This window comes from Pontiella desulfatans (assembly GCF_900890425.1).
Classification (GTDB): Bacteria; Verrucomicrobiota; Kiritimatiellia; order Kiritimatiellales; family Pontiellaceae; genus Pontiella; species Pontiella desulfatans.
On sequence record NZ_CAAHFG010000001.1, the window covers coordinates 80,988 to 105,027 of the forward strand.

The following is a 24,040-nucleotide window of genomic DNA, read 5'->3' on the forward strand; positions in this document are numbered from 1 at the left end:
CAAGGTGGATGTGGCGTTGAAGTAGATGCGTGATGATTGAGGCGTGACTAGGTTTTTTAAGCAAGCCTCATGTGTCACGCCTCACGTTTCACGAATCACGTTACAGTTCCGTGGCCCAGACGTTGCGGTAGACCACGGGGTTGCCGTGGGCCTGGAAGAAGACCGGGCCTTCGGCGAGTTGGGGTTTCTTGGCGCCGTTGCCGGTGCCGGTTAGCAGCTCGAAGTCGTCGTGGATCAGCACGCCGTTGTGGCGGACGGTGATCCGGGCGTTCTTCACCTTCTTGCCGCCGTCGAGCACGGGGGCGGTGAAGTCGATGTCGTAGGTCTGCCAGCGCAGCGGCGGGTAGGTCATGTTGACATCGGGGAGCTTCTGCTTGTAAAACGATCCGCACCACTGTTTGTTGAGGGATTCGGGTTTGATGGCGTTGTTTTCGGGGTTGTTGTAGTCGAGCCCGAAGGTGTCGATCACCTGGATCTCATAATTGTTGAAGATGTAGATGCCGCTGTTGCCCCGCTTTTGGCTGGAGGGGTTGTGGCCGGGTTTGAGCGGCAACAGGAATTCGAGGTGCATGTGGAACGACCCCAAATCCTTCGCCGTCTTGCCTCCGGCCTGCATGATGCCGTCTGCCACGTTGGTCAAATCGTCGGGGAATTTGATGATCGCGTTGGCGGGCGCGGGTTTTCCAAGGGTGGGGCTTTCGCGTTCCACTTTGGAATAGCTTGCCAGCAGTTCCTTCAAGGCCATGGCGGGCATTTTTTTTGAATCGATCTTCGAGAGGTCCCATCCGTCGCCGGGCAGTCCGCCTTGGTAGAGGGCCACCAGGAACTCGCCGTCGCTAAGCAGGTTGGCCTGGATGGCGGTTTTCCCGTCTTTGGCAACATATTCGCCAATCGTGTCGAAATGTTCGACGTCCTTGGCGGCGGTTGCCGCATCCGTCCACGAAGGTGTCTCCGGTGGTTTGGCGGCGTGGACGGATAGCGATGCGAGTAGAAGCAAAAGCGTGGTGGTTGCTTTGATCATTTCCGGTTTCCTCCGTTGGAATTCCTAAAGTTCCTTGATGCGTATGTTGCGGAATTTGTAGGTCTGGCCCTTTTCCCCATGGTGCTGGATGCCGATGTGGCCTTTGGCATCCATGCTGTCGGTGTAGTCGGTGCAGAGGACATCGTTCACCCAGATCTGGAGGTGGTCGCCTTCGGCCTTGATCCGGTATTTGTTCCAGTCGTTGCGCTTGAGCGCGCCCTTGGTCTTTTTGCGGAACGCATTGCCCGAAGGGGAATCGTTGGGCTTAAGCGGGTTGAGCCATCCGCGGCGGGCCTCGTCGTAGAGTCCGCCCGACCAGGCGCGGTCGGAGGTGTCGCACTCGGCCTGGTAGCCGTAGACCTTTTTGGGTTCGACGTGGCAGCGAAACATGACGCCGGAGTTGGACTTGCCTTCGGGCATCTTCAGTTCCACTTCCAAGATAAAGTTGGAGTAGGTTTTTTCCGTGCAGAGGAAAAACTTTTTATTGGCAAGGAGGTGGATTTCGCCATCGACGACGTTCACTTCGCCATGCGCATAGGGGTTGGTCCAGCCCTGGGTGGTTTTCCCGTCGAAGAGCGCAACCCAGCCATCGGTTCCGGCCTGAAGGGGGGGAACACCGGCCAAAGCGAACAGAAGGAGTGCTGATACGGTTGTTTTCATTACAGCTCCTTAACCTTGAGGTTGCGGAAGTGGATGCAACCCTGTTTGCCGGAATGAACCTGGAGGCTGAAGAAGCCCTGCTTGTATTCGTCGTTTTTCAAGTGGCCGGCCGGAACGCCGTTGATCCAGGTTTTGAAGGTGTCGCCCTGGGCTTTGATGGTGATGCGGTTCCAGTCCCCTTCTTTCAACGCATTGCGCGCTTCGGCGTGGGATTCGAGCCAAAGCGGGTAGAACCAGCCTCCGGCGCTTTGGCCATAGATGCCGCCCGACCAGCCACGACCGGTTGCAAAGCCTTCCATTTCGGCCTGCGGGCCATAGACGATGACAGCGTCGTTCTTCCCGGGTTTTTGCAAGCCGCGGAACATCACGCCGGAGTTTCCATCGACTTCCCATTTCATTTCGGCGGTGAAGATGAAGTCGGCATAATCGGCTTTTACGGTGGAGAGGTAGGTGCTTGGGGAGCCCTTCACGCAGGTGCCCAAGATGGTGTCGCCCTTTGCTTCAAAGGTGCACGTGCCGCCCAGGGGCGTCCACCCGGCGAGGTCTTTGCCGTTGTACAATGCGGTGAACCCGCTCTCGAGCTGCGGCTCGGGATCGGTGTTGAGCAGCATTTCGGCGGGAACCGGTACGTTGGCCTGCTTTTCATATTTCTTGATATATTGCACTTGGCTTTCGGAAACCTGGTTGCCCAGGGCGAATTGCGTTAGGCTTGCGAGTCCAATTATGCAGGGCAGCGTTCGTTTAATGGATGTTGTTTTCATCTGAACCACCTTTGTTGATTGAGGGTTGAAATCTATTTGTCATTGAAAGTTACAAAATAGGGTTGCCTTGGCAAGCTCCATTGTTTAAACATTTTGACCACCATAGGAAAACGTGGCCAAGCCACCTGAAAGGGACAATGAAATGATTATTTCCAGAAGACAGACTCTCGGAGCGGCAGGAGCGGTTGCCGGATATTCCCTAATTCCCGGCAAGGTGCTGGGCGCGAACAACCAGGTGAACCTGGCGGCGATCGGCATCGGCCAGCAGGGCGGTAACATTCTGCGGGCCATCAGCGGGGTGCCGGGCGTGAACGTGGTGGCGCTTTGCGATGTGGATATCGATAGCGATTCCCCGGTCGCGCCCGCGGACCAGAAGCCGAATTATTCCATCCCGGGCTGGATGAGTGCAAGGGCCACCCCCGCCGCTGCCGCCGCAAAATTCCCCGATGCGAAGAAATATCGCGATTTCCGGAAAATGTTTGACGAAATGGGCAGTCAGATCGATGCGGTCTGCATCGGTCTTCCCGACCATTCCCACTTCCCGGCCACCATGGCGGCGATGATGCTGGGCAAGCCGGTCTATGTTGAAAAACCCTTGGCGCGCACCTTCCAGGAGTGCGAGTTGCTGATGAAGGCCGAAAAGAAATATGGCGTAGCCACCCAAATGGGCAACCAAGGCCATTCCGGCGACAACTATCATCAGTTCAAGCTTTGGAAAGAAACCGGCATCATCAAAAACGTAACCCACGTCGATGCGCAGATGAACAGCCCGAGGCGCTGGCATATCTGGGACAATGTGACCGGCTTCCCGCCCGGTGACAAGCTCCCGGCGGGCTTGGATTGGGATACCTGGCTGGGGACAACGGCCAAGCATCATGATTTCAACCAACGCTACCACTACGGCAACTGGCGGGGCTGGCACCAGTTTGGAACGGGGTGCTTCGGCGACTGGGGCGCGCACATTCTCGACACCATTCATGAATTCCTCGAACTCGGTTTGCCTTCCTCGTTCAAAGCGTCGAAACTGGTCGGGCAAAACGATTATATTTTCCCGCTGCAGTCCACCATTAACTTTGCGTTCCCGGCCCGCAACGGCATGCCGGCCATGGATATCGACTGGTACGACGGAGCCGGCAACCATGCACCGACACCGAAGGAGATGGGCGGCAAAAAGTTCCGGGGCAACGGAAAGGTGATCTATTCCGAAGACCTCGTGTTCCAGGGCGGCACCCATGGGAGCGCGCTGCAGATTGTCCCCTACGACAAGTTCAAGCAGATGCTGGTCGATGGGAAGGTTTCCAAGAACTATGGCAAGCACTCGAGCCACCACGCCAATTTCATTAACGCGGTGCGTGGCGATGAAAAGACGCGCTCGCCGTTCTCGGTGTCCGGCCCGCTCTGCCAAATGTTCGCACTCGGTTGCATTGCCCAGCGCCTCGGCGGCGAATACACCTTCGACCGGAAGACTAAGCAGATCACCAACAGCAAGCTGGCCAACGGCTTCCTGAAGGACGAGGTTCGTAAGGGTTGGGAACAATACTACAAAATCTAACCAAGGAAATAACCATGACGCTTTCCATTTCCAGAAGAAACCTGACATTGGCCGCTGGTGCAACGGCCTCCCTTTCCCTCATCCCTGGCCGGGTGCTCGGCGCCAACGGCAAGGTGAACGTGGCCGCCATCGGCATCGGGGGCCGGGGCGGTGGGGTCATTAAATCCATCAACCAAACCGGCATCGCCAACTTCGTGGCGCTGTGCGATGTGGCGTTGGGGAGCGACCATACCGCGAAATCGGAGAAAATGTTTCCGAACGCGAAAAAGTTCACGGATTTCCGCGCCATGTTCGACCAAATGGCCAACGAGATCGATGCGGTCCTGGTCTGCACCCCGGACTTTTCCCATTTCCCGGCCTGCATGATGGCCATGTCTTTGGGCAAGCATGTCTATGTCGAGAAGCCGATGGCACGGACGTTCCAGGAAGTGGAACTGATGATGCGCGCCGAAAAGAAATACGGCGTCGTAACCCAGATGGGCAACCAAGGCCATTCCGATAACAACTACTACCAGTTCAAGGCCTGGAAAGACGCGGGCATCATCAAGGATGTCACCCACGTCGATGCCTACATGAACAAAGGCCGCCGCTGGCATCCCTGGGGCGATGTGAAGGCATTCGAATCCGGCGCGGCCGTTCCGGAAAACCTCGACTGGGAATTGTGGAAGGGGACGACCCCGGTCGCGATCGACTATAGCAACAAGTTGCATCCGGGCAATTGGCGCGGGTGGCACCAGTTCGGCACGGGGTGCTTCGGCGACTGGGGCGCGCACATTCTCGACACCATCCACCAATTCCTCGAGCTGGGATTGCCCGAAACCATTTCGGCCAAAAAACTCGTTGGGCAAAACGACTACATCTTCCCGATGGAGTCGACCATCAACTTTGCCTTCCCGGCCCGCAACGGCATGCCGGCGATGGATATCGATTGGTATGATGGCGTGAAGAACATGCCACCGGTTCCGAAGGAGTTCGCCGATCGTGAGATGAAAGGGCCGGGCAAGTTCATTTATACCCGCGATCTAACATTCCAGGGCGGCAGCCATGGTTCTACCTTGCAGGTGATTCCCTACGAAAAGATGCGCGAGCTCTTGCAGGCCGGATTGCTTCCGAAGGATTTCGGCAAAAACTCCAACCACTACATGAATTTCATGAAGGCCTGCCTGGGCGAGGAAAAGACCAATTCGCCCTTCTCGGTGGCCGGGCCGCTCACGCAGGTGCTCAACCTCGGTTGCATTGCCCAGCACTTGGGTGGCGAGCTCAAGTTCGACAGCACGAAGATGCAGATTACCAACAACAAAACGGCCAATGCTCTCCTAAAGGACCATGTCCGCAAGGGGTGGGAACAATACTACAAGCTGTAGGCCTGGAGACGGGGATGGACTAACCACGAATACTCACTAATCGGGCTCTTCGCAACTGGAGTTTTTCAGCAACGAATGCAGGGAAAGCAACGAATCCATGCGGCGGAAGACTCGTTGCAAATAAACCCATCTTCAGTAGTGGGATAAACTTGGATTTTGGGTTCGTAGACGCGACGCCCTCGTCGCATGCTTTGCAACGGGCAAGCGGTGGGGGCACCGCCTCTACAATAAGGACGATTTCAAAATGAAGATGTGCATAAGCAGTTCTTCATGATTAGTGAAAATTAGTGGGGATTAGTGGTTTCGTTTTTCGGTTGAGGTTAAGGACCCGGCGCGCCCTTTTTCACTTCAACCACCGTCACCTGGTTCTCCGCCTGGGTCCACTTGACCTCCAGATCGAACACATGCGTGCCGAACACGCGCGCGGGATCGTCGGGCTGGTAGGATGGGCGGGGGTTATAGGAAAGCATGTCGGCAATCAGTTGCCGCAGGGCAGGGCGCTTCCCGTTTTCGAGGTCGGCAAACCTCGCCTCAACCTCGGGTGAAAACCGCACGGCATTGGTTGGCTCCGGCGCGGCGCCTGCAAACGCTCCTTGTGCTTCAGGGAGGCTGTCGCCGTAGGGGATGTAGGGTTTGATGTCCAGCACCGGGGTGCCATCCAGGAAATCCCCACCACCCAGCCGCAGGGTTGTTCCCTCGACGCGAATCAACTCGGCAACGGATAGGCCGATGGGGTTGGGGCGGAAATTGGAGCGCGAGGCAAACACGCCGACCCGCTCGTTGCCCCCCAGCCGGGGCGGCCGAACGGTGGCTTTCCATTGATCCCTCGCGGATTGATGGAACACGAATACGATCCACAGGTGGGAAAACGCCTCGATGCCGCGGAGGGCTTCCGGTTGGTTGTAGGGGGGGAGGAGCTCCAGCGTTGCCGTCGCACTCTTCACCAGACCCGGTTGGCGCGGTATCCCAAACTTGTCCGTGTAGCACGACCGTATGATTCCAACCGGTTTGAATTCAAAACTATCCATTTGATTAACCACCCGCTTTGCTGGGGACTCGGAGGATCGGAAATGTTTTACATGCCCTTTGTCTCCGTGCCTCGGTGATGAAAGCTATTTTCCCTTTTTCCCTTTCGTGATGTATTTCGCCTTGGCTTCCGCGGCAATCAGCGAAGTGTCTTCCGCCGTTGGGTAGTGCAAAACCTTCTCCGGGGTCAGCTCATTCATTAACCGAACCAGCACCTTTTCCGGATCCTTGAGTTCGCACTCCCAGATTACAATGACGTTCCAGCCCAGCTTTCTCAACTCCCGTTTATGCTTTCGGTCGTTGGCGACGTTGCGCTCGAACTTATGTTCCCAGAATTCCGTGTTCGATTTCGGGGTCGAGGCCACCCTGCAGTGTTTATGCCGATGCCAAAAGCAACCATGCACAAAGACCACCGTCTTGTGTTTTCGCAACGTGATGTCCGGCTTGCCCGGCAAATCCTTCCGATGCAGGCTGAAGCGGTAGCCCGCCCGGTGGAGCATCGAGCGGACAAGCAGTTCCGGCTTCGTGTTTTTGCCCCGTATCTTGCTCATCAAGGCCGACCGCTCCTCTGGCGTCAACGTATCCATGTCGGGAAATCTAACCACTAAATACACGAAACACACGAAATTTTCCGCAGTTGTCCTTTTTGTGTATTGCATGGCTCATGAATGCTGCAGGGCAATTGTCGGACGGCCCGTACCGCAGGCGTCCCGTCTGCCCCGCCGAACGGAAAAGCATCCATATCCTCCCCGGCTCTGTCGGCTGTCCGCCTACGAAACACTTACTGAGAGAGGTGGTCCGTGTTTCCAAACCATTCAATCGTATCCAGAATCGTTGCCAAGTTTATGGGGCCATGGTGAACGGGGGCTTCGCCCTTGTTTTCTTCGAAGATTATATGCGCTTCGCTGCGGTGGCGCGGGTTCTTGATTACCGGCGATTTCGGCCGGGAACTCGGTTCCGGGGCTGAATTAACTCCTTTTGGATTAGGACTAGGCAATGTGGGGGAAATATTGTTTAGTTTCCGGAGATATTGAATTTCGCAACCAGGAGAGGGTGAATATGGAAATCAAGGATATCAGACGCATCGCGGAAATGATGAAGGCCAACGATCTTTCGGAATTTTCGATGAAAGACAGCGAATTTGAACTGGCCATGAAGCGTGGCAGCAACGAGCCCCAGGTGGTCTATGCGGCTCCGGCGGCCCATGCCGCCGCAGCGCCAGCCGCTACTCCCGCCGCTGCACCCGAAGCCGCACCGGCCGCCGATGAAAACGACGGATTGGTTGAAATCCCGTCCCCGATCGTTGGAACCTTCTATCGCAAGCCGGCCCCGGACGCCGACAACTTTGTTGAAGTGGGTGCCGAAATCACGGTCGATACGGTGGTTTGCATCGTGGAGGCCATGAAGGTCATGAACGAAATCAAGGCCGAAGTGAAGGGGGTCATCAAGAAGATCCTCGTCGATGACACTTCGCCGGTACAGTATGGGCAGCCGCTCTTCCTCGTTGAACCCAAATAAGGGGATTGCCCATGTTTGAAAAGGTATTGATCGCCAACCGCGGCGAGATCGCGTTGCGCATTATCCGCGCGTGCAAAGAGCTGGGGGTGCGCTCCGTCGCCGTCTATTCCGAGGCCGACGCCGACTCCCTGCATGTGCAAATGGCCGACGAAGCCATCTGCATTGGCCCGGCGGCCGCAAACGCCAGCTATCTCAAGATCACCAACATCATCAGTGCCGCCGAAGTGGCCGATGTGGATGCCATCCATCCCGGATATGGTTTTCTTGCGGAAAACGCCCACTTCGCCGAAATTTGCGCCAACTGCAATATTACCTTCATCGGCCCCTCGGCGGACTGCATCCGCAATATGGGCGACAAAGCCATTGCGCGCGATACGATGAAGGCCGCCGGTGTGCCGATCACGCCCGGTTCCGACGGCATCCTCAAGAATTCCGACGAAGCGCTCGAGCTGGCCCATAAGATGGGCTATCCCGTCCTGCTCAAGGCCGTGGCCGGCGGCGGCGGCAAGGGCATGCGGGTGGCGCGCAACGATGTTTCGTTGGTGCAGGGCTTCATGGCGGCGGCGGCGGAAGGCGACGCCTCGTTCGGCAATCCCGACCTGTTCATGGAAAAATACATCGAGTCCGCCCGCCACGTCGAAGTGCAGATCATCGGCGACAAGCATGGCAATGTTTGCCATCTGGGCGAGCGTGACTGCTCGATCCAGCGCCGCCACCAGAAGCTGGTGGAAGAGGCCCCGTGCCCCACGCTGACCGATGAAGAACGCCAGGCGCTCGGCGATGCCGCCGTCAAGGCCGCCAAGGCCGTCGATTACGATAGCGCCGGCACGCTGGAGTTCCTCTACGACGAGACGGCAAAACAGTTTTATTTCATGGAAATGAACACCCGAATCCAGGTGGAGCACACCGTTTCCGAAGAGGTTTCGGGCATCGACCTGATGAAGGAGCAGATCCGCGTCGCCGCCGGCGAAAAGCTCTCGTTCACGCAGGAAGAGATGCGGATCGAAGGCCATGCGATCGAATATCGCGTCAACGCCGAAGATCCCTACAACAACTTCACGCCGTCGCCCGGCCTGGTTGAAGCCGTCCATTTTCCGGGAGGCCCCGGAATCCGCATCGACTCGCATGTCTATTCCGGCTACACGATCTCGCCCTACTACGACAGCATGATCGGCAAGATCATCGCCAAGGGGAAGGATCGACACGAGGCGATTGCGCGCATGCGCCGCGCGTTGGAGGAGTTCACCATCATCGGGCCGCACACGTCGGTGCCGCTGGGCGAGGCCCTCATGGTCGATAAGCGCTTCGTGGATGGCACCTACAACACCGCCTACCTCGAACGGTTCATGCATGAGGTTTTTCTGAATTCGTAAGTAGCGAAGAGGAGTAGTGGATATGGAAGACACAATGGGCAATGCCGTGGCGGATACGCAGGATTTCGCGTTGGCCGAAACCTCCGGTTCCCAATACGGACAGATCAGCATCAACAACAATGTCATCGCCATCATTGCGAGCGAAACCGCGAAAAAGGTTCCGGGCGTGGTTGAGTTGCAGGGCTCGCTCACCGACGGCATCGCCGGAATGATCGGGAAGAAACCCAAGGATAAAGGCATCCGCATCGGGAAGGAAAACGAAGAACTTTTGACCATCGACCTTACCGTCGTGCTGGAGTTCGGTGTCCGGATTCCCGAAATCTGTGTCCAGCTCCAGGCCGCCGTCAAGGATGCGGTCGAGGATATGACCGGGCAGCAGGTCTTCGCCGTCAACGTGGTCGTCCAAGGCATCCGTAGCCCGGGTGAAAAGAAAACCGAGGAATAATCCAATGAAACATCGCTCCGGCAGGTTTGGCGATATTATCATGACCCTCTTGCTCCTGGTGATTGGCTCGGCCTTAATCTATGGAAACATTTTCAACCGCGCGGTGGGCGATTTCATGGCCAACATGTTGGTCATGCCCTGGGTTGGGGCGGCACTGGGCGCGGTGTTGATCCTTGCGGTCGTCCTGCGCTGGGCTGGCGGGTGCCGCAAGAAAAAGGCCTCCTATATCGACTTCCAGGCCGATGACGGCAGCGTGGGCATCAGCACCAAGGCCATCCAGGATTTCATCGAGCGCGTCTGCAAGGAGTTCGCCGCCGTCAAGAGCGTCAGCACCCAGCTGATCCAGGACAAGGGCATGTTGGATATCGCGCTCGGCGTGAAGGTGGTTTCGGGCAACAAGATTCCGGAACTCTCCCAGGTGCTGCAGCAGCGCATCCGCGAAAGTGTCCGCGAGTCGCTGGGCTTGGAGGAAATCCGCAACATCACCATTAAGGTGCTGGAAATTGTCGGCGATCCGGGTAAGCACGTTGAAGAAGATCCTGAAACCGAATAGGGTCTGCCTTGCCGCAGAGGACAAACGGCCGGGCCAGCCGGTTCCTCTGGGTCTTGTGGTGGAAATCGAGCAGCTTAATTCCGATCAGTGGTGGTAAAATGGATTTAAAGAAAATACAGGCAGAAGCGCGCGCCGTTTCGGATCAGGTGTTCGACGAACTTGCCCCACAGGTGGAGCGGGTGGCGCAGGAGATGGTTGCCTGCCTCAAGGCCGGCAACAAAATCATGGCCTGCGGGAATGGCGGGAGCTCTTCGGATGCCCAGCATTTTGCCGGCGAGCTGGTCAACCGCTTCCTGATGAACCGCCGCCCCTATGCGGGGCTTGCGCTCAATACCGATGCCGCCGTGCTGACCTCCATTGGCAACGATTTTTCGTTCAACGAGGTCTACGAAAAGCAAGTGCAGGGGCTGGGCCGCTCCGGCGATATCCTGGTGGGCTTCTCCACCTCGGGGAATTCCGGAAACATTCTGCTGGCCTTCGAGGCCGCCAAGGAGATGGGCATCAAGACCGTGGCCTTCACCGGTGGAACGGGGGGCAAGATGCTCGGGCTGGCCGACCTGGCGCTGGTGGTTTCGTGCTCCACGCACACGCCGCGCATCCAGGAGGGCCACGAAACCATGATGCACCTCATCTGCGAGCGCATTGAAGAGTTGATGGAAGGCTGATCCATGCTTCGCGGTCGAAGGTCGAAGGTCGAAACGTCCAGGGTCTTCGCTTGGGGGCTTCTGTTGATGCCCCTTCTATTTTCCGGTTGCGCGACCCTGATCGAGAGTAAGCCGCCGGGGCCGTGGCACGAGGCCTATGAGCCCATCGAAGATGCGGCTTCCAGCCGGTTTGTGGCGGACTCGTTAAAACAAGCCATTGCCGAGTTCGGTGAACCGGTGGTACCCGTCAACGAGGTTATCCTGCGCCGCTCGCGCAAAACCGAGGCCTCGCGCCGCTACCGCATTGGCGAGGATTTTTCGCTGACCGAATGCGTGGATCCGGCCAACGGGGTCTTTGTCATCTACCTTGGCGAGGATCCGGGGCACCGGAACTACTACGCGCTGCTCGGCCACGAATGCGCCCACCTGATCAACGCGCACATCACCGACTGGTACATGGAGGGCATTGCCACCCTGTTTTCCGAAGAGGCCTGCGCCGCGCAAAACGTGGAGTGGGGGGACTGGAAGCGCCGTTTCAGCCGCTCGCGCCGCGAACCCTATGCGCTTTCCTACCGCATGATGCGCGACCTGAAGGCCGCCTTCCCCGCGCACTATCCGCAGCTGGTCGGATTGGCCGTGCCCAGCGGGAAGCCCCCCTGGAAGCGGATCGATATCGATGCGTGGCTCGCTGCCCTTCCCCCGCACCGGCGCGCCGAGGCGCTCGGCATCATCGAACCCCATGTTTCCGTGTTGAAGCGGCAGACCAATGCCCAGTATGGTTTCGCCGTTCCCCAGGAATTGAAATAGGAGACTGCCATGCCGCTGATCAACTTGAAGAGCTCGCAGGAAATCCCGGCCGATTTGCTGGAACGGATTTCCACCGTCCTTGCCGAAACGATCGGCAAGCCGGAAAAATATGTGATGGTCGTCTCTTCCGTGGCCGACATGGTGATGTCCGGCACGCCGGGCGACGCGGTCTATGCCGAGGTCAAGAGCCTCGGCGGCTTGAACCGCGTGGTGAACCACGAGATCACCATGAAACTCTGCGTGCTGCTCAACGATCACCTCGGCATTCCCGCCGACCGCATCTACGTCACCTTCGAATCCCTCGAGCGCGACCACTGGGGCTGGAACGGCTCCCTCTTTGGATAGTTTTTGACCGGATAACGGGATCAGAAGGAGATGCCGGTTCGGTGCAAAACCGAATATTCAGCGCCGTGGGGAGTGAGTCGGCTTTGGATGAGTTCTGCCGATTCAATCGAGGTTTTTCCCAGTTCGATATCGCTATATTTCTCCACCATTTGCAGCAGCGATCCGGTGTGCTCCGGCCCTTTGACCCGGCCCAGCGTGAGGTGGGGGGAGAAGGGCTTGTTGTCGAATCCGATTCCGGCCATGCGCAACGTTTCCAGGGTGTTTCGATGGAGCTCCAGCAGGGGCGGGCATACGGCGATGCCTGCCCAAACGACACGCGGGTGGTTCGGCTTTCCGAAATAGCCCGTTCCAACGGCATGCAAACCCAAGGCTCCGGTTCCTTGGACGTGGGAGTCCAGCGCCTTGCACAGGGGCTGGATTTTTTCGACGGGAAGGTCGCCGAGGAATGCGAGGGTGAGGTGGATGTTGTTGGGCTTCACCCAGCGGACGTCGGCGTGCGTTTTCTTGAGCTTCCGCTGCAGTTCGTCGAGCCTGCCCCGTATCTCGTTGCCGATGTCGACCGCGATAAACGCCCTGATGGTTTCCATTTGAAAACGCTCCCTTCGCAAGGCATGATCCTACGCACAATGGTTGAGATAATCAAAGGCGATATTACGACGCTCAAGGTGGATGCCATCGTGAATGCGGCCAATACGACGTTGCTTGGCGGCGGCGGGGTTGATGGCGCCATCCACCGTGCCGCGGGGCCGCGCCTGCAGGCCGAATGCGCCATGGCTGGCGGATGCCCGACGGGCTCGGCCAAGTTGACCGAGGGCTACAGCCTGCCCGCCCGGTTTGTCATCCATGCCGTCGGCCCGGTGTGGTCGGGCGGCGACCAGCACGAAGATGAGCTGCTGGCCTCCTGCTACCGCACGGCCATGCGGTTGGCGGAGGAGCACCGGATTGATTCCATCGCTTTCCCCTGCATCAGCACGGGCGTCTACCGGTTCCCGTTCGAGCGCGCCTGCGGCATTGCCCTGGCGGAAATCTTCCGGGCGCTGGACGAGGGGAGCCGGGTGAAGCAGGTTTATTGCGTCTGCTTCTCGGATGCCGACTACGAAACCTATCAAGAGGTGCTGACCACCTTTGGGTAGTACTCTGTTCCTCTTAACTTTTCGCTAGACCATACTGCCATGTTTTTGAACCACTAATCTTCACTAATTGGCACTAATCAACTGGTGGTTCGAATCCTGGCAAATTAGTGCCGATTAGTGCGAATTAGTGGTTTGCCCATCCGAATGTTTAGGGTTTCCTGTGGGCTAGGTTAAAACTTCAGCAGAACGCCGAGGTTCGCCGAAAGGCTGTCGAGGTCGCCGCCTTCGAGGTCGTGGTAGCGCAGCTCGGCCAGCACGCCGATTTTCGAGATGGAGACTTCCACGCCGACCTGCGCAAAATAACCGGCGGAATCATCGTAGATGGGGGAGTCGATGAAGTAGTAGCCCGCGCCAACGCCGGCATAGGGGGTAACCACGCCGGGGAGGCCGATGTTGATGGATACCTCGGTCGGAATCAGGGTGTCGATCCGGTTGGAATCGTATGAAATGTAGCTGACCCGGGCGTCCGCGAAAACGATGTCGATGAGCGACCGGGTGTATTTCAGTCCGAAGCCGTAGCCCGAGTCGTCGCCGTTCCAGTAGGTTCCGTATGCGGTATATCCGGTTTTTCCAATGGCCAGCGCGTTTCCGGCCATGAAGCAGGTTGCGGTTGCAAGCAGCAGGGCGATGGTACATTTCTTCATGAGGGCATCCTTGGTTAGGTTCGGCAAAAGGCTAGCGGGGGGATGGTTCCCGCACCAGTAAAAAAACAGGGACTCTTCCGCCCCGTGCTTCCGGCTCCAGTTTCAGGTTTCCAGTTCGATTGCTTTCCGCTAAATTGCGCAAACCATGAAAGAATTTTTTGTCAGGGCCCGCGAGTGGGTGTGGCTGGAGGGCGATCCGGAAAAGGACCGTTCCGTCGGGCTCATGGTGTCCGGCATCTTGGAGATTGTTCTGGGGATCCTCGCTTTTTCGGTTGCGATGCTGCTTCTCGTCGTTGCCTCTTCAGCCGGTCTGGGCGGGATGAAACCCTCCCATTTCTGGATTGCGATGGGGTTGTTGTTCTATCTGGCCGGATGGTTCATCGTGATGGGACTTGGGAGCATGAAGGCCAAGCGGTGGGCGCGGGCACTGGTGCTGGTGGGGGCGTGGGTCACGGTGTTTTTCGGCACGCTGGGGCTGGCCTTGGTGCTTTACATCCTCCCCGAGCTGCACGGGCTGATGCTGAATTCCGGCTTGATTGCCCCCGCAGTATCCATGGGTATTCTCTACTTCGTTATTCTGGTGCTGTTCCTGTTGCAAGTGCTTTTCCCGATGGTGGCCATTGCCTTCTACAGCCTGCGCGGGGTGCAGGTGACCTGCGAGCGTCTCCATCCCGCGCCCTGCTGGACGGATAAGGTGCCGCTGCCGCTGCTGGCCATGGCGTTGGTTTCCATCATGGGGAGCCTTTCCATCCTGACCGGGGCCACCACGAACTATGTGGTTTTCCTGTTTGGCAAGATTGTGGCAGGGGGACTGGGCATGGTGATCGTCTTGGCCATTTCGGTCGCCTGCGGGTATATCGGATGGGGGGCCTTTTCCCGGAAAATCCATGCCTGGTGGGGCGCCTATGCCCTGGTGCTGTTGACCTCTTCCTCCATGATGCTCACGTTTTCCGAAATGGATATGGAAACCCTCTATGCCCAAATGGGCTACACGGCGGAGCAAATTGAGCGGCTGGGACAATACAGCGCCTTCAATCCCGCCATGCTGACCTTCATCAGCTGCATCTGGGGGATCATGGCCTGCGTCTACCTCGTTTGGGTACGCGACTGTTTCTATCCGGAAAAGGACACCACCGAGGTGAAATCCTACGCCCGGCGCAAAGCCGAGGAAGAGGCCGCGGAACCCGCCGCCCCCCGCCGCCCCCGGATGCGGCTCGAGGACTGAGTGGGATGGATGGCCGGGCCAGGGGTTGATTGGGGATGGGGGGCCGGCGAAGGATCCCATGGTTCCAAAAATCCATGAATCCGATCATCCGTTTGACTTTTAGCCTTTCATTTTTCGCGCTTTGCAGGAATTATTCCGTGGTTTTAGGCATTGGAAGACGAGGAACACCTATGGCAGGAAAGCAACAACGACTCGGGCGCGGTATCGACGTGCTGATCAAGGACGGTTCAACCGCCAAGAAAAAGGCCACCACCAGGAAGATCCCGACCACCACCGCCGTTGCTCCGCTCCCGGATGCGGCGGGCGTGCTCGAAGTGGCGGTGGCGAAGGTCGTGGCCAGCCCGTGGCAACCGCGTACCGTGTTCGATTCCGATGCGCTCACCGAGCTCGTCGAGTCCATCAAGGTTCACGGTGTGCTCCAGCCCCTGTTGGTCCGCACGGTTGGAACCAAGTTCGAGCTGATCGCCGGCGAACGCCGCCTGCGCGCCGCCCAGGCCGCGCTGCTCACGAAGGTGCCGGTCATTGTTATCGAGGCCACCGACGAAAAGGCGCTGGAGATCGCCCTGATTGAAAACCTGCAACGCGAAGACCTCAATCCGATCGAAGAGGCCGAAGGCTATGCCCTGTTGCAGAAAAAGTTCAACCTCACGCAGGAAAAGGTGGCGGAGCAGGTGGGCAAGGCGCGCGCTTCCGTTGCCAACGCCCTGCGCCTGCTTGAACTGCCGGACGGCATCCGGAAGTATGTGGCCGAGGGGTTGCTTTCCGTCGGGCATGCCAAGGTCCTCCTGTCGCTGCAAAGCGAGAAGGAAAAAGCCGTGCTGGCCCGAAAGGCGATCAAGGATGGCCTATCGGTGCGCGCCCTGGAAAAGCTGGTGAAAAAACTCACCATGCCGCCCAAGAAGCCCCGCGCCGAAAAAACCGACCTGCCCGGCGACTATCTGCAAACGCTTACCGACGAGCTGCACCAGTTCCTGGGCACCGGCGTTCGCATCACCCCTTCCAAAACGCTCACCAATGGTCGCAAGGTGAAGGGATCGCTCGAGATCGACTACCACGACAACGACGAACTGGACCGGTTGCTGACCATCATGGGCTATTCGAGCGATCTATAGGATGCCGAACCCGCCCACAGAACGCGAAAGGATGGCCAAGGAATACGATGCCATCCACAATCGGCTTTTCCTGTTGCAGATCCTGGTGCTCGGCATGCTGCTGGGCATCTACCAGTTCACCGGAGCCTCCGCCGCGCTTGCCAACGGGCTTGCATCGCGCTTCGGCGAAAACATGTGGTGGGTCTCCAACGCCGTCTATACCCTCGTCTCCGTTTTTGGTTTTGCCGCGTTCATGTCGCCGTTTGGCTTCTATAGCAGCTATGTGCTGGAGCACCACTACGAACTTTCCAACGAAACCGTCGGCGACTGGATCTTCGACTTTTTCAAGTCGTTGCTGATCGATCTCGTGATTGCCACGATCCTCTTCTCGGTCATCTATGCGCTGTTGCGCCTGATGCCCGCATGGTGGTGGCTCGCCGCCGCCGCGTTCTACATCCTCTTCGCGGTGGTCGTTTCAACCATCGCCCCGGTGATCATCATGCCGCTCTTCCACAAGTTCGAGCCGCTGGCGGAGGGCGAGCTCACCGAGGCCGTCACCAAGATGATGACCGAGGCGGGCATCAACGTCGTCGGCGTCTTCAAGTGGGGACTCGCGGAAAGGACCAGTACCGCCAACGCCGCCTTTGCCGGCTTTGGAAAAACCAGGCGCATCATCCTCGGCGACACCCTGCTCTCCGGCTATTCGCAGGAGGAAATCCTCGCCATCCTGGCCCACGAGGTCGGGCACTATAAGAACAAGGATACCTTCCGCCTGATGGTCACCAGTGCCTTGCTGGCCTTGCTGGGCTTCTTTGTTGCCCACCACTGTTTGGTGTGGCTTGCCGCCTTCTTCGGCATTGAACATATCTACGACATTGGCGCGGCGCCGATCTTCATCTTCAGCCTGTTTGTTTTTTCGCTCGTTTCGATGCCCGTGGCCAACCTGCATTCGCGCCGCCGCGAGTTCGCGGCCGATGCCTATGCCATTAACCGGATGGGATCGCCCGATGCCCTGGTGTCGGCCTTTGAAAAGCTGGCCGACCAAAACCTCTCCAACAAGGAACCGGCCGCGTGGGTCGAGTTCCTGCTGCATAGCCATCCGTCGATGGCCCGGCGCATCGAGCGCGCCCGGCAATCCTAGCCCAACGGAACACCATGACCGACGAATCCCATCACCATCGAACGGAGCAGGGGGGCGGCGGCTTCTTTTCGCGCGAAGCGATGGGGAGCATCCCGTGGATGGTGCTGAGCAAGCTGGTGCTCTTCTTCGTCTACTTCGGCATCAGTATCCTGACGGTCAACGCGCTCGGCAAGGAAAAGTATGGGGTCTATAGCCTGATGATGAACATCTCGGCCTACATGCTTATGCTGTGCGGGCTGGGACTGGGGGTTGCCCTCATGCGCTATGTGCCGGAGCTGGCCGCCCGTAGGAACCGCTTCGGGTTGATCCATCTGCTCTGGAAATCCGCCACCTTGCAACTGATCGCCGTGTTGGCGCTCTCGATGGTGTTGACCTCCCTCTCCGGGCCGCTGCAGCGCCTGTTCAAAGCCGAGCACGTCGAACACTTCCACTTCTACCTCAAGCTGGCCTGCGGCCTGACCGGCCTGCTGCTGCTCAAGGATTTTGTCGGAACCGTGTTCACCTCCCTGTTCAAGACCCGGACGGTTGCCATCCTTTCCATCGCCTCCGGCATCCTCTGGTTCATCACGCTTTGGTCGTGGCTTGGGATGCGCCCGGAGGTCGGCACCGTCTTCGCCGTACAGCTCGTTTCCGTCGGGACGATCTACGCCATTGGAGCCCTCGCGCTATTCCGCTACGTGAAAAACCTCCCGTGGGAGGTGAAGGAATTCGGCATCGGGAAAAAACGGGCGCTCTCCTTTTCCGCGACGGTTATGCTCAGCTCGATCCTGCGCATGGTCATGTTCAAGTATTCCGAGATTTTTTTCCTGGCCGCCATCGCGGGCACCACCGTGGCCGGCATCTACGACCTGGGCTACACGCTGCCCTACACCGTGATCACCTTCCTTCCGCTGGCGTTCCTCCCCATCTTCACCGCGGCCTTTGCCGAGGCCTATGTGAGGGACAACAGCTGCCTCGGGGCGCTGATCAAGTCCTACTACAAGCTATTGATGATGGTGTCGCTTCCGGTGGCGGTGCTGGGCTCCTTTTTTTGCCCGGTGGCCTACCGCATCATCTACGACGGCGAAATGGACGAAGCGGGGCTGATTGCCTCCGCCTTCTGCATGGTGCTGGTTTTGCCGCTCGTCTCCATGCCGCTCTCCGCCGCCATCAAGGCCAAGGAAAAGGTGCTGAACATGGTGCCGATGCTCATCCTCCAGATCGTCGTCAACATCTTCCTCGACTGGTTGCTGATCGTGCACTATCGGATGGGGGTCTGGGGCGGCATCCTTGCCGTGGCGGGCACCTTCGTGCTCACCATCCCGTTCCGCCTGCTGGTGGTGCGCGGCATCATTGGCGGCATCCATTTCCCGGCCGCCTTCTGCCTGCGCATCACCGCGGCGCTCGCCGCGCTGGGGTGGGGGATGCACTGGGTTGCCGAAAAGACCCGGCTCTTTGAAGTCTTCGAGAGCCGCCTCGTCAACATGGCCGTCCTGTTTGCCATTGGCGGAATCTACCTCGGACTCTTCCTGCTGGCCGTCCGCCATCTCCGGCTCATCCGCCGTTCCGACGTCCAGGACTTCCAAGCCTTGGATATCAAGAAACTCAACGCCGTTCTGGGCTTCCTTGTAAAAGGTGCGTAAGGGAAGAAGTCTGTTGTCCCGCCTTGATTACCCCAGTTTCTGGACCAGGTTGTTCTTCATCCGCTCTTCATACGACTTTTTCTTCGGCGCCAGCGCGCGGACGGTGGGCATCAGCTCCTTGCCTTCGTCGCCGAGCCAATCGACCATGTTGAGCACGGTCAGCGTCGCGTAGGATTCCTGCTTGAGCAGCTCATCCAGGCAGGCGAATCCCTGTTTCTTGCTGCCGCCTTTAATCAGCAGCCACGCGGCCATGGCGCGCACTTCGTGCGACTCGTCCCGCAATGCCCCCGACGCCGGCTTGGACTCGTTCAACAGGAAGAAGCCCACCATGCCCCAATAGCGGATGCCGGCATCCGGGCTTGCCAGCAGTTGTTCCAAGGCGGGGAGGTTTTCCTTCTTCTCTTCCAGTGCCAGGTCGGCGGCGTCGAGCAGGGCGGATAGGTTGTAGAGCTTTGGATCGCGCACCATGTCGTGGATCGTCAGGTTGTGGTCGGCGGCGCGCTTCACCATCTCCGATTCCGGCAACAGGCCGGAGTCGTGGATTTCGAGCTGCTGTTTCCGCAGGTTCTTGCGCATGCGGTTGACCACCTGCTGGTACTCGGGGTTATCGACCAGATTGTTGATGTCGTCCGGATCCTTCTGCATGTCGTAGAGCTCTTCCGTCCAATCCTTGGGCTTGAAGAAGCGCGCCTGCACCTCGCTGGCCTTGCCGGATTGCACATGGGCTTCCCAGGCCTGCGTCGCCTTCATTTTCCAGAGATAGTCCAAGTGCTGCACCCACGGCACGTAGGGCATGTAGTTGCGGATGTAGAGGAACCGTTTGTCGCAAACGGCCCGTGCATTTTCAAGGCGTTCGTCCATGCGGCCGCGGAAGGCGAAATGGAACTCCTTCTCCGGTTCGGTGCCGGGGCCCAGGAACACGGTTCCCTGCATGTGGCCCGGCACTTCCGAGCCCGTCAGGCTCAGCCACGTCTTCGGCATGTCGACGAAGCTGACCAGTCGGTCGATCTTGCTGCCCGGTTGCGCGGCCGGCCGGAGATGCTTGTAGCGCTCCGGAATGCGAACGATCAACGGGCAGTGGATCCCGCTCTGGAAAATATAGCGCTTGCTGCGCGGCAGTACGCCGCCGTGGTCGGAGTTGTGGATGACGATCGTGTTTTCCGCCAGCCCCAGCGCCTCGAGCTTTTTGAGCGATGCGCCGATCTCGCCATCCATCCGCTTCATGGCATCGTGGTATTTCGCATAGTTCTTGCGGACATCGGGGAGATCGGGGTGGTAGGCGCGCAACCGGGTGTTGGCCGGGTCGTGGAGGGTGTTTTCCACATCGCCCTGCGCCCTGCTTTCATGCGAGGTGGTGGAGTTGACGATCTGGAAGAAGGGCTGGTTTTTCTTCAGCTCGTCCCACTTCACCTTTCCGGGGTTGTCCCATGCCGATTTGTCATCGCGCCCGCCAATGTTGTAGTCGGTCTTGGTGCTGTTGCCGACATAGTAGCCGTTGGCCTTGAGATAATCGGGATAATACTTAATGCGGTCGTGCGGAATCTCGTTGCGGCTGCGCATCGGGAAGGTGCCGTTCGAGATCGACAGCATGCCGGTAATCCACGTGCTGCGGCTCGGCGCGCATACCGGCGCGTTCGCATAGGCATGCATATATTGGAAACCCTCTGCCGCCAGCTGGTCAATGTTCGGTGTGTCGGCGTGCGGGTTGCCATAGCAACCCACCCAGTCAATATTGTTGTCCTCGCACGTCAGCCAAAGGATATTTGGCCGTTCTTGGGGTTTTGCCGCCGCTGGTAAGGTTGAAGCGAGTGTCGCTGTATAGATGAATACGCGTCTTTTCATTTTTTACCCCTTGGTTAGATACATAAAAAACGCACCCCGGCCTATTTTATGGACGGGGTGCGCATGCTTCGGGGAGAAGGTTTAGGTATCTTGCAGTACGCGCAGTTCCACACCTTCGGTCATGCCCTCCGTGTCCTGGCGGTATTGATCCATGTGCGGCGCCTCGAGGTGGGCTTGCAACGCTTCAAGGGATTCCCATTTTTCAATCACCGTTAGGATGGTTTCATCCCTTTGCTGGATGCCGATGCCGCTGTCGGTGTCCGTGGTCAGCGTGTACTGGATGCACCCATCCTCCGCCAGTACGTTCGGCACATTGGCGTTGAAGATCTTGATCAGCTCTTCGCGGTGTTCGGGCTTCACTTTAATGAACGCAATTACATGAACCATATCTTTGCTGCTCCCTTTTCGTTTTTTGTTTATGGAATCCTTGCTTCGTTCAAGAATCTTGGTTTTCAGCCGTTGGTATTCGGCATCGCCAATGATCTTTTTCTCATGGGCTTCGTGCAGGTCGAGGAGTTCGCGCCCCGCATTGCCACGCTCGGTGGCTGTAAATTTGGTAATGGTGCATCCGGACAGCAGCACCGCCGCGCAAACGACCATTGCAATGTTCGCTATTGTTTTCATGGAGTTCCTTTCGTCTGAGAGATGAGGTGCGATGATTTTCCTTTTTCAGAGGAATGGCAAATTATTCTGCCTTAAAATCATTCTGCCTATCGCCGCCGCCGCTTCTGCTCCTCCGGCGCCATCTTTACCAGCTTCGGATCGAAGCGGGCAATGACCTCGACGAGGTCGGTTTGGGCGGCCATCACTTCGTGGATATCCTTATAGCCCATCGGTACCTCGTCGAGTCCGGCGGAGATCAGCACCACGTCGTTTTCGGCCAAAAACGTTTTGGCCTGGCTCCACGTGCAACTGTTTTTGGTGGCCGTGCGGCTCATCGCGCGCCCCGCGCCGTGCGAGGCGGAATTCATCGATGCCGCATTGCCCTTGCCGCGCACCACGAAGCCGGGGGTCGCCATCGAGCCGGGAATGATGCCGAGCGTATCCTGCGTCGCGGGGGTCGCCCCCTTGCGGTGGACGACCACCTCCTGGCCAAAGTGTTTTTCCTTCCAGGCAAAGTTATGGTGGTTTTCCACATCGGCCAACACCTGCGCGCCGAGGATTTTGGCGATCGATTGGTGGATCAGTTCGTGGTTGGCGGCGGCATATTCGCCCATCAGCTGCATCGCGTGCCAATATTCCTGGCCATAGGCCGAATCCAGCTCTAGCCACGCCAGGTGCTTCAACTGTTTCGGTAGTTCCGGATGCAGCTCCATCGCCAGCCGGCTGTAGTGCTTCGCCACCTCGCCGCCCGTGCCGCGGCTCCCGCTATGCGACAGCAGCGCCACATAGGTTCCGGCCTCCAGCCCCAGTTCCGGCTCTTCGAGCGTTAGCGTGCCGAACTCCACGAAATGGTTGCCCGACCCGCTCGAACCGAGCTGAAACCAAGCCTTGTCTTTGTTTTTGTTCGTCACCGGACTCACCGACCAGTCGGCATCCATCACGCCGTGCTCGTGGCGTTTCGAAAAACCCGCGCCGACACCGAACTCCGTCTCGCGTTCCAGCGCATTGCGCAACCGCCCTTCCTCGCCGCGAATGTGCGACACCGGCAGATCCATCACCGTCATCTTCATGCGGCAGGCAATATCCATTCCGACCGCGTACGGGATCACGCAATCCTGCGTGGCCAGCACCCCGCCGATCGGCAGGCCATACCCCATGTGGGCGTCCGGCATCAGCGCACCCGCAACCGAGACCGGAAGATCGGTGGCATTGTTCATTTGCTCGATGGCGCTCGCGTCCAGCCCTTCGCCCCAAACCTGGTAGGGCGCGCGCGATTCGCGCGGCTCGAACACCTCTGCGGGACGGGCAGATGGATTATCCGTCAGTGCTTTCGACAGTTCGCCAAAAACCTCATCCTCAGCAAAGTCGGCAGGCGATTCCAGCACCGCCTTCACCTGCTCCAGCAGCTCGCGCTTCTTAACGCCCTTCGCCGCCGCCTTCCGCGCCGCGCCAATCGCTTCCTTCAGCGCCGGACCCTGCGGCACACCCAGCTTAATCATGTCCTTCGGTTTCATGGAAACGATTAAAGCGCAAGTTGGATGGCGGTGCAATGGCGTGGAAAGGTTTGTAATCCCGCCTTTAGTCCCCCACCAGCTGCGCTGGATTTTTCATGCATTAGACTTCCCCTCTGAATTGGAGTTGAGCAACGAATGAATGGAAAGCAACGAATTTGCGGTGGGACGGATTCGTTGGTTGCCGCTTCGCTGCCGTCGCTCCGCGCCAGCCCCACTTCGTGTTCCATTCATTCGTTGCTGGATTCACGCTGTGCCAAAGTCTCGTTTGTAATGAAGTCTCAAACAAGGCGGAATCGTGGCGCAGGCTTTCCAGCCTGCGTAGTCGCGGGAAGGGCAGGCTGGAAAGCCCGCCCCACATGCTCGTGTCGGCTGCGCGGCCTTTCGGGGAAAGAGCCGTGCACTACCTTTACGCATAGTAGTCGGTGATCACCTTCCATGCATCCTCCGCCTTGTCGCAGAAGGTGATGATGTCGAGATCGTTGGGGCTGATGAGGCCGCACTCGGCGAGGTATTCCCAGTTGATGAGCTTTTTCCAGTGCCCGGCATCGAAGAGGATGACGGGCATGGGATTGATCTTTTTGGTCTGGATCAGGGTCAGCGCCTCGAACAGCTCGTCGAAGGTGCCGAACCCGCCCGGGAAAATGACGACGGCCTTGGCGCGCTGCAGGAAGTGCATCTTGCGCATGTGGAAATAGTGGAACTCAAAGTTGAGCTCGGGCGTTACGTAGGGATTGGCCTCCTGCTCGAACGGCAACTGGATGTTGAGCGAGATCGACTTGCAGCCGGCCTCGTTGGCCCCCCGGTTGCCCGCTTCCATGATGCCGCCGCCCCCGCCGGTGACGACCACATATTCGCATTCGTGGTTGGTCTGGCAAGTGGTGCTGACGATGGCCGCGAATTTTCGCGCCTCCTCGTAATAGGGTACCAGTTCGGCCAGCTTCGGGTTTTTGCAGTCGGCCGCGGTTTCGGGCGAGGGGATGCGTGCGCTGCCGAACAGGACGATGGTGGACTTCACGCCCTCCTCCTGCATCGTTACTTCCGGATGCAGGTATTCGAGCTGCAGCCGCACCGGGCGGCAGTAGGCACTGTTTAAGAAAGAAATGTTTTCATAGGCTTTGGGGGGGCTGATCATGTTGCAACTCCTTCATGTTTCTCC

The 24,040-nt window shown here is 58.3% G+C and carries 25 protein-coding genes; 14 read left to right on the forward strand and 11 right to left on the reverse strand.

Translation table 11 applies throughout. From position 1 onward, the window contains the following. Positions 1-100: 100 nt before the first annotated feature. The 3 genes from E9954_RS00290 to E9954_RS00300 are packed head-to-tail and all read right to left on the reverse strand — an operon-like array spanning position 101 to position 2,442. A complete protein-coding gene (locus E9954_RS00290) occupies positions 101-1,021 on the reverse strand; it encodes a 3-keto-disaccharide hydrolase (RefSeq protein ID WP_136077264.1) in 921 nt (306 codons plus the stop codon). A 24-nt stretch (positions 1,022-1,045) separates the two neighbouring features. Next, the gene (locus E9954_RS00295; protein WP_136077265.1) at positions 1,046-1,681 is read right to left on the reverse strand and encodes a 3-keto-disaccharide hydrolase; all 636 of its coding nucleotides are present in this window, start codon (positions 1,679-1,681) and stop codon (positions 1,046-1,048) included. Then, the gene (locus E9954_RS00300) at positions 1,681-2,442 is read right to left on the reverse strand and encodes a 3-keto-disaccharide hydrolase (protein ID WP_136077266.1); all 762 of its coding nucleotides are present in this window, start codon (positions 2,440-2,442) and stop codon (positions 1,681-1,683) included. The genes E9954_RS00295 and E9954_RS00300 overlap by 1 nt, the downstream gene beginning before the upstream one ends. A gap of 142 nt (positions 2,443-2,584) precedes the next feature. Between E9954_RS00300 and E9954_RS00305 the strand changes: the two genes are divergently transcribed. Both E9954_RS00305 and E9954_RS00310 read left to right on the forward strand, forming a co-directional pair. Next, the gene (locus E9954_RS00305; RefSeq protein WP_136077267.1) at positions 2,585-3,994 is read left to right on the forward strand and encodes a Gfo/Idh/MocA family protein; all 1,410 of its coding nucleotides are present in this window, start codon (positions 2,585-2,587) and stop codon (positions 3,992-3,994) included. 14 nt (positions 3,995-4,008) lie between these two features. Next, a complete protein-coding gene (locus E9954_RS00310; protein ID WP_136077268.1) occupies positions 4,009-5,358 on the forward strand; it encodes a Gfo/Idh/MocA family protein in 1,350 nt (449 codons plus the stop codon). 320 nt (positions 5,359-5,678) lie between these two features. Here E9954_RS00310 and tsaA read toward each other — a convergent pair whose 3' ends face one another. Both tsaA and E9954_RS00320 read right to left on the reverse strand, forming a co-directional pair. Continuing rightward, positions 5,679-6,386, reverse strand: a complete 708-nt coding sequence (gene tsaA, locus E9954_RS00315; protein ID WP_136077269.1) for a tRNA (N6-threonylcarbamoyladenosine(37)-N6)-methyltransferase TrmO — start codon at positions 6,384-6,386, stop codon at positions 5,679-5,681. Positions 6,387-6,470: 84 nt separating this feature from the next. Continuing rightward, positions 6,471-6,971 carry a very short patch repair endonuclease gene (locus E9954_RS00320; RefSeq protein ID WP_136077270.1) on the reverse strand — a complete coding sequence of 167 codons (501 nt, stop codon included), beginning with the start codon at positions 6,969-6,971 and terminating at the stop codon, positions 6,471-6,473. Positions 6,972-7,443: 472 nt separating this feature from the next. Between E9954_RS00320 and accB the strand changes: the two genes are divergently transcribed. The 7 genes from accB to E9954_RS00355 all read left to right on the forward strand — a co-directional run bounded on the left by accB (position 7,444) and on the right by E9954_RS00355 (position 12,069). After that, positions 7,444-7,902 (forward strand): acetyl-CoA carboxylase biotin carboxyl carrier protein, encoded by a 459-nt coding sequence (accB, locus tag E9954_RS00325; RefSeq protein WP_136077271.1) that lies wholly within the window; start codon positions 7,444-7,446, stop codon positions 7,900-7,902. A gap of 11 nt (positions 7,903-7,913) precedes the next feature. Beyond that, a complete protein-coding gene (gene accC, locus E9954_RS00330) occupies positions 7,914-9,275 on the forward strand; it encodes an acetyl-CoA carboxylase biotin carboxylase subunit (RefSeq protein ID WP_136077272.1) in 1,362 nt (453 codons plus the stop codon). Positions 9,276-9,297: 22 nt separating this feature from the next. Next, positions 9,298-9,720, forward strand: coding sequence for an Asp23/Gls24 family envelope stress response protein (locus E9954_RS00335; RefSeq protein ID WP_136077273.1), 423 nt, complete (start codon positions 9,298-9,300; stop codon positions 9,718-9,720). A 4-nt stretch (positions 9,721-9,724) separates the two neighbouring features. Continuing rightward, entirely contained in the window at positions 9,725-10,273 is a 549-nt protein-coding gene (amaP, locus tag E9954_RS00340; protein WP_136077274.1) for an alkaline shock response membrane anchor protein AmaP, read from the forward strand. A 98-nt stretch (positions 10,274-10,371) separates the two neighbouring features. Continuing rightward, on the forward strand, positions 10,372-10,938 hold the full coding sequence (locus E9954_RS00345) for a D-sedoheptulose-7-phosphate isomerase (protein ID WP_136077275.1): 567 nt from the start codon (positions 10,372-10,374) through the stop codon (positions 10,936-10,938). Between the two features lie 66 nt (positions 10,939-11,004). Beyond that, entirely contained in the window at positions 11,005-11,724 is a 720-nt protein-coding gene (locus E9954_RS00350) for a hypothetical protein (RefSeq protein WP_136077276.1), read from the forward strand. Between the two features lie 9 nt (positions 11,725-11,733). Continuing rightward, complete coding sequence (locus tag E9954_RS00355) at positions 11,734-12,069, forward strand: phenylpyruvate tautomerase MIF-related protein (protein ID WP_136077277.1); 336 nt, start codon at positions 11,734-11,736, stop codon at positions 12,067-12,069. Positions 12,070-12,089: 20 nt separating this feature from the next. On the opposite strand, the gene thpR is transcribed toward E9954_RS00355, so the two are convergent. Beyond that, positions 12,090-12,656, reverse strand: coding sequence for an RNA 2',3'-cyclic phosphodiesterase (gene thpR, locus E9954_RS00360; RefSeq protein ID WP_136077278.1), 567 nt, complete (start codon positions 12,654-12,656; stop codon positions 12,090-12,092). Positions 12,657-12,695: 39 nt separating this feature from the next. Here thpR and E9954_RS00365 point away from each other — a divergent pair, with 39 nt between their 5' ends. Next, a complete protein-coding gene (locus E9954_RS00365; protein WP_136077279.1) occupies positions 12,696-13,202 on the forward strand; it encodes an O-acetyl-ADP-ribose deacetylase in 507 nt (168 codons plus the stop codon). Between the two features lie 170 nt (positions 13,203-13,372). Here E9954_RS00365 and E9954_RS00370 read toward each other — a convergent pair whose 3' ends face one another. After that, complete coding sequence (locus tag E9954_RS00370) at positions 13,373-13,846, reverse strand: outer membrane beta-barrel protein (RefSeq protein WP_136077280.1); 474 nt, start codon at positions 13,844-13,846, stop codon at positions 13,373-13,375. A 145-nt stretch (positions 13,847-13,991) separates the two neighbouring features. Here E9954_RS00370 and E9954_RS00375 point away from each other — a divergent pair, with 145 nt between their 5' ends. From E9954_RS00375 to E9954_RS00390, 4 genes are all read left to right on the forward strand, one after another. Next, positions 13,992-15,071 carry a hypothetical protein gene (locus E9954_RS00375; RefSeq protein WP_136077281.1) on the forward strand — a complete coding sequence of 360 codons (1,080 nt, stop codon included), beginning with the start codon at positions 13,992-13,994 and terminating at the stop codon, positions 15,069-15,071. Between the two features lie 170 nt (positions 15,072-15,241). Further along, complete coding sequence (locus E9954_RS00380) at positions 15,242-16,183, forward strand: ParB/RepB/Spo0J family partition protein (protein ID WP_136077282.1); 942 nt, start codon at positions 15,242-15,244, stop codon at positions 16,181-16,183. A gap of 31 nt (positions 16,184-16,214) precedes the next feature. Next, a complete protein-coding gene (locus E9954_RS00385; RefSeq protein WP_168441862.1) occupies positions 16,215-17,303 on the forward strand; it encodes a M48 family metallopeptidase in 1,089 nt (362 codons plus the stop codon). A gap of 14 nt (positions 17,304-17,317) precedes the next feature. Then, positions 17,318-18,925 carry an oligosaccharide flippase family protein gene (locus tag E9954_RS00390; RefSeq protein WP_136077284.1) on the forward strand — a complete coding sequence of 536 codons (1,608 nt, stop codon included), beginning with the start codon at positions 17,318-17,320 and terminating at the stop codon, positions 18,923-18,925. Between the two features lie 27 nt (positions 18,926-18,952). Here E9954_RS00390 and E9954_RS00395 read toward each other — a convergent pair whose 3' ends face one another. From E9954_RS00395 to E9954_RS00410, 4 genes are all read right to left on the reverse strand, one after another. Then, on the reverse strand, positions 18,953-20,767 hold the full coding sequence (locus E9954_RS00395) for a sulfatase-like hydrolase/transferase (RefSeq protein ID WP_136077285.1): 1,815 nt from the start codon (positions 20,765-20,767) through the stop codon (positions 18,953-18,955). A gap of 81 nt (positions 20,768-20,848) precedes the next feature. Further along, positions 20,849-21,391: a putative quinol monooxygenase gene (locus tag E9954_RS00400; protein WP_136077286.1), complete on the reverse strand. Its 543-nt coding sequence runs from the start codon at positions 21,389-21,391 to the stop codon at positions 20,849-20,851. Between the two features lie 86 nt (positions 21,392-21,477). Beyond that, positions 21,478-22,869 (reverse strand): RtcB family protein, encoded by a 1,392-nt coding sequence (locus E9954_RS00405; protein ID WP_222846988.1) that lies wholly within the window; start codon positions 22,867-22,869, stop codon positions 21,478-21,480. Between the two features lie 421 nt (positions 22,870-23,290). Continuing rightward, positions 23,291-24,016 (reverse strand): LOG family protein, encoded by a 726-nt coding sequence (locus E9954_RS00410; RefSeq protein ID WP_136077288.1) that lies wholly within the window; start codon positions 24,014-24,016, stop codon positions 23,291-23,293. Between the last annotated feature and the right edge of the window lie 24 nt (positions 24,017-24,040).

Excerpts from the sequence above, each read along its gene's own strand:
- E9954_RS00400 (WP_136077286.1), bottom strand. The coding sequence starts at position 21,391 with ATGAAAACAATAGCGAACATTGCAATGGTCGTTTGCGCGGCGGTGCTG.
- E9954_RS00295 (WP_136077265.1), bottom strand. The coding sequence starts at position 1,681 with ATGAAAACAACCGTATCAGCACTCCTTCTGTTCGCTTTGGCCGGTGTT.
- E9954_RS00290 (WP_136077264.1), bottom strand. The coding sequence starts at position 1,021 with ATGATCAAAGCAACCACCACGCTTTTGCTTCTACTCGCATCGCTATCC.
- E9954_RS00305 (WP_136077267.1), top strand. The coding sequence starts at position 2,585 with ATGATTATTTCCAGAAGACAGACTCTCGGAGCGGCAGGAGCGGTTGCC.
- amaP (WP_136077274.1), top strand. The coding sequence starts at position 9,725 with ATGAAACATCGCTCCGGCAGGTTTGGCGATATTATCATGACCCTCTTG.
- E9954_RS00365 (WP_136077279.1), top strand. The coding sequence starts at position 12,696 with ATGGTTGAGATAATCAAAGGCGATATTACGACGCTCAAGGTGGATGCC.
- E9954_RS00350 (WP_136077276.1), top strand. The coding sequence starts at position 11,005 with ATGCCCCTTCTATTTTCCGGTTGCGCGACCCTGATCGAGAGTAAGCCG.
- E9954_RS00390 (WP_136077284.1), top strand. The coding sequence starts at position 17,318 with ATGACCGACGAATCCCATCACCATCGAACGGAGCAGGGGGGCGGCGGC.
- E9954_RS00300 (WP_136077266.1), bottom strand. The coding sequence starts at position 2,442 with ATGAAAACAACATCCATTAAACGAACGCTGCCCTGCATAATTGGACTC.
- E9954_RS00345 (WP_136077275.1), top strand. The coding sequence starts at position 10,372 with ATGGATTTAAAGAAAATACAGGCAGAAGCGCGCGCCGTTTCGGATCAG.
- E9954_RS00335 (WP_136077273.1), top strand. The coding sequence starts at position 9,298 with ATGGAAGACACAATGGGCAATGCCGTGGCGGATACGCAGGATTTCGCG.
- accC (WP_136077272.1), top strand. The coding sequence starts at position 7,914 with ATGTTTGAAAAGGTATTGATCGCCAACCGCGGCGAGATCGCGTTGCGC.
- E9954_RS00320 (WP_136077270.1), bottom strand. The coding sequence starts at position 6,971 with ATGGATACGTTGACGCCAGAGGAGCGGTCGGCCTTGATGAGCAAGATA.
- thpR (WP_136077278.1), bottom strand. The coding sequence starts at position 12,656 with ATGGAAACCATCAGGGCGTTTATCGCGGTCGACATCGGCAACGAGATA.
- E9954_RS00310 (WP_136077268.1), top strand. The coding sequence starts at position 4,009 with ATGACGCTTTCCATTTCCAGAAGAAACCTGACATTGGCCGCTGGTGCA.
- E9954_RS00370 (WP_136077280.1), bottom strand. The coding sequence starts at position 13,846 with ATGAAGAAATGTACCATCGCCCTGCTGCTTGCAACCGCAACCTGCTTC.
- E9954_RS00355 (WP_136077277.1), top strand. The coding sequence starts at position 11,734 with ATGCCGCTGATCAACTTGAAGAGCTCGCAGGAAATCCCGGCCGATTTG.
- E9954_RS00375 (WP_136077281.1), top strand. The coding sequence starts at position 13,992 with ATGAAAGAATTTTTTGTCAGGGCCCGCGAGTGGGTGTGGCTGGAGGGC.
- E9954_RS00405 (WP_222846988.1), bottom strand. The coding sequence starts at position 22,869 with ATGATTAAGCTGGGTGTGCCGCAGGGTCCGGCGCTGAAGGAAGCGATT.
- E9954_RS00395 (WP_136077285.1), bottom strand. The coding sequence starts at position 20,767 with ATGAAAAGACGCGTATTCATCTATACAGCGACACTCGCTTCAACCTTA.
- E9954_RS00410 (WP_136077288.1), bottom strand. The coding sequence starts at position 24,016 with ATGATCAGCCCCCCCAAAGCCTATGAAAACATTTCTTTCTTAAACAGT.
- E9954_RS00380 (WP_136077282.1), top strand. The coding sequence starts at position 15,242 with ATGGCAGGAAAGCAACAACGACTCGGGCGCGGTATCGACGTGCTGATC.
- E9954_RS00385 (WP_168441862.1), top strand. The coding sequence starts at position 16,215 with ATGGCCAAGGAATACGATGCCATCCACAATCGGCTTTTCCTGTTGCAG.
- tsaA (WP_136077269.1), bottom strand. The coding sequence starts at position 6,386 with ATGGATAGTTTTGAATTCAAACCGGTTGGAATCATACGGTCGTGCTAC.
- accB (WP_136077271.1), top strand. The coding sequence starts at position 7,444 with ATGGAAATCAAGGATATCAGACGCATCGCGGAAATGATGAAGGCCAAC.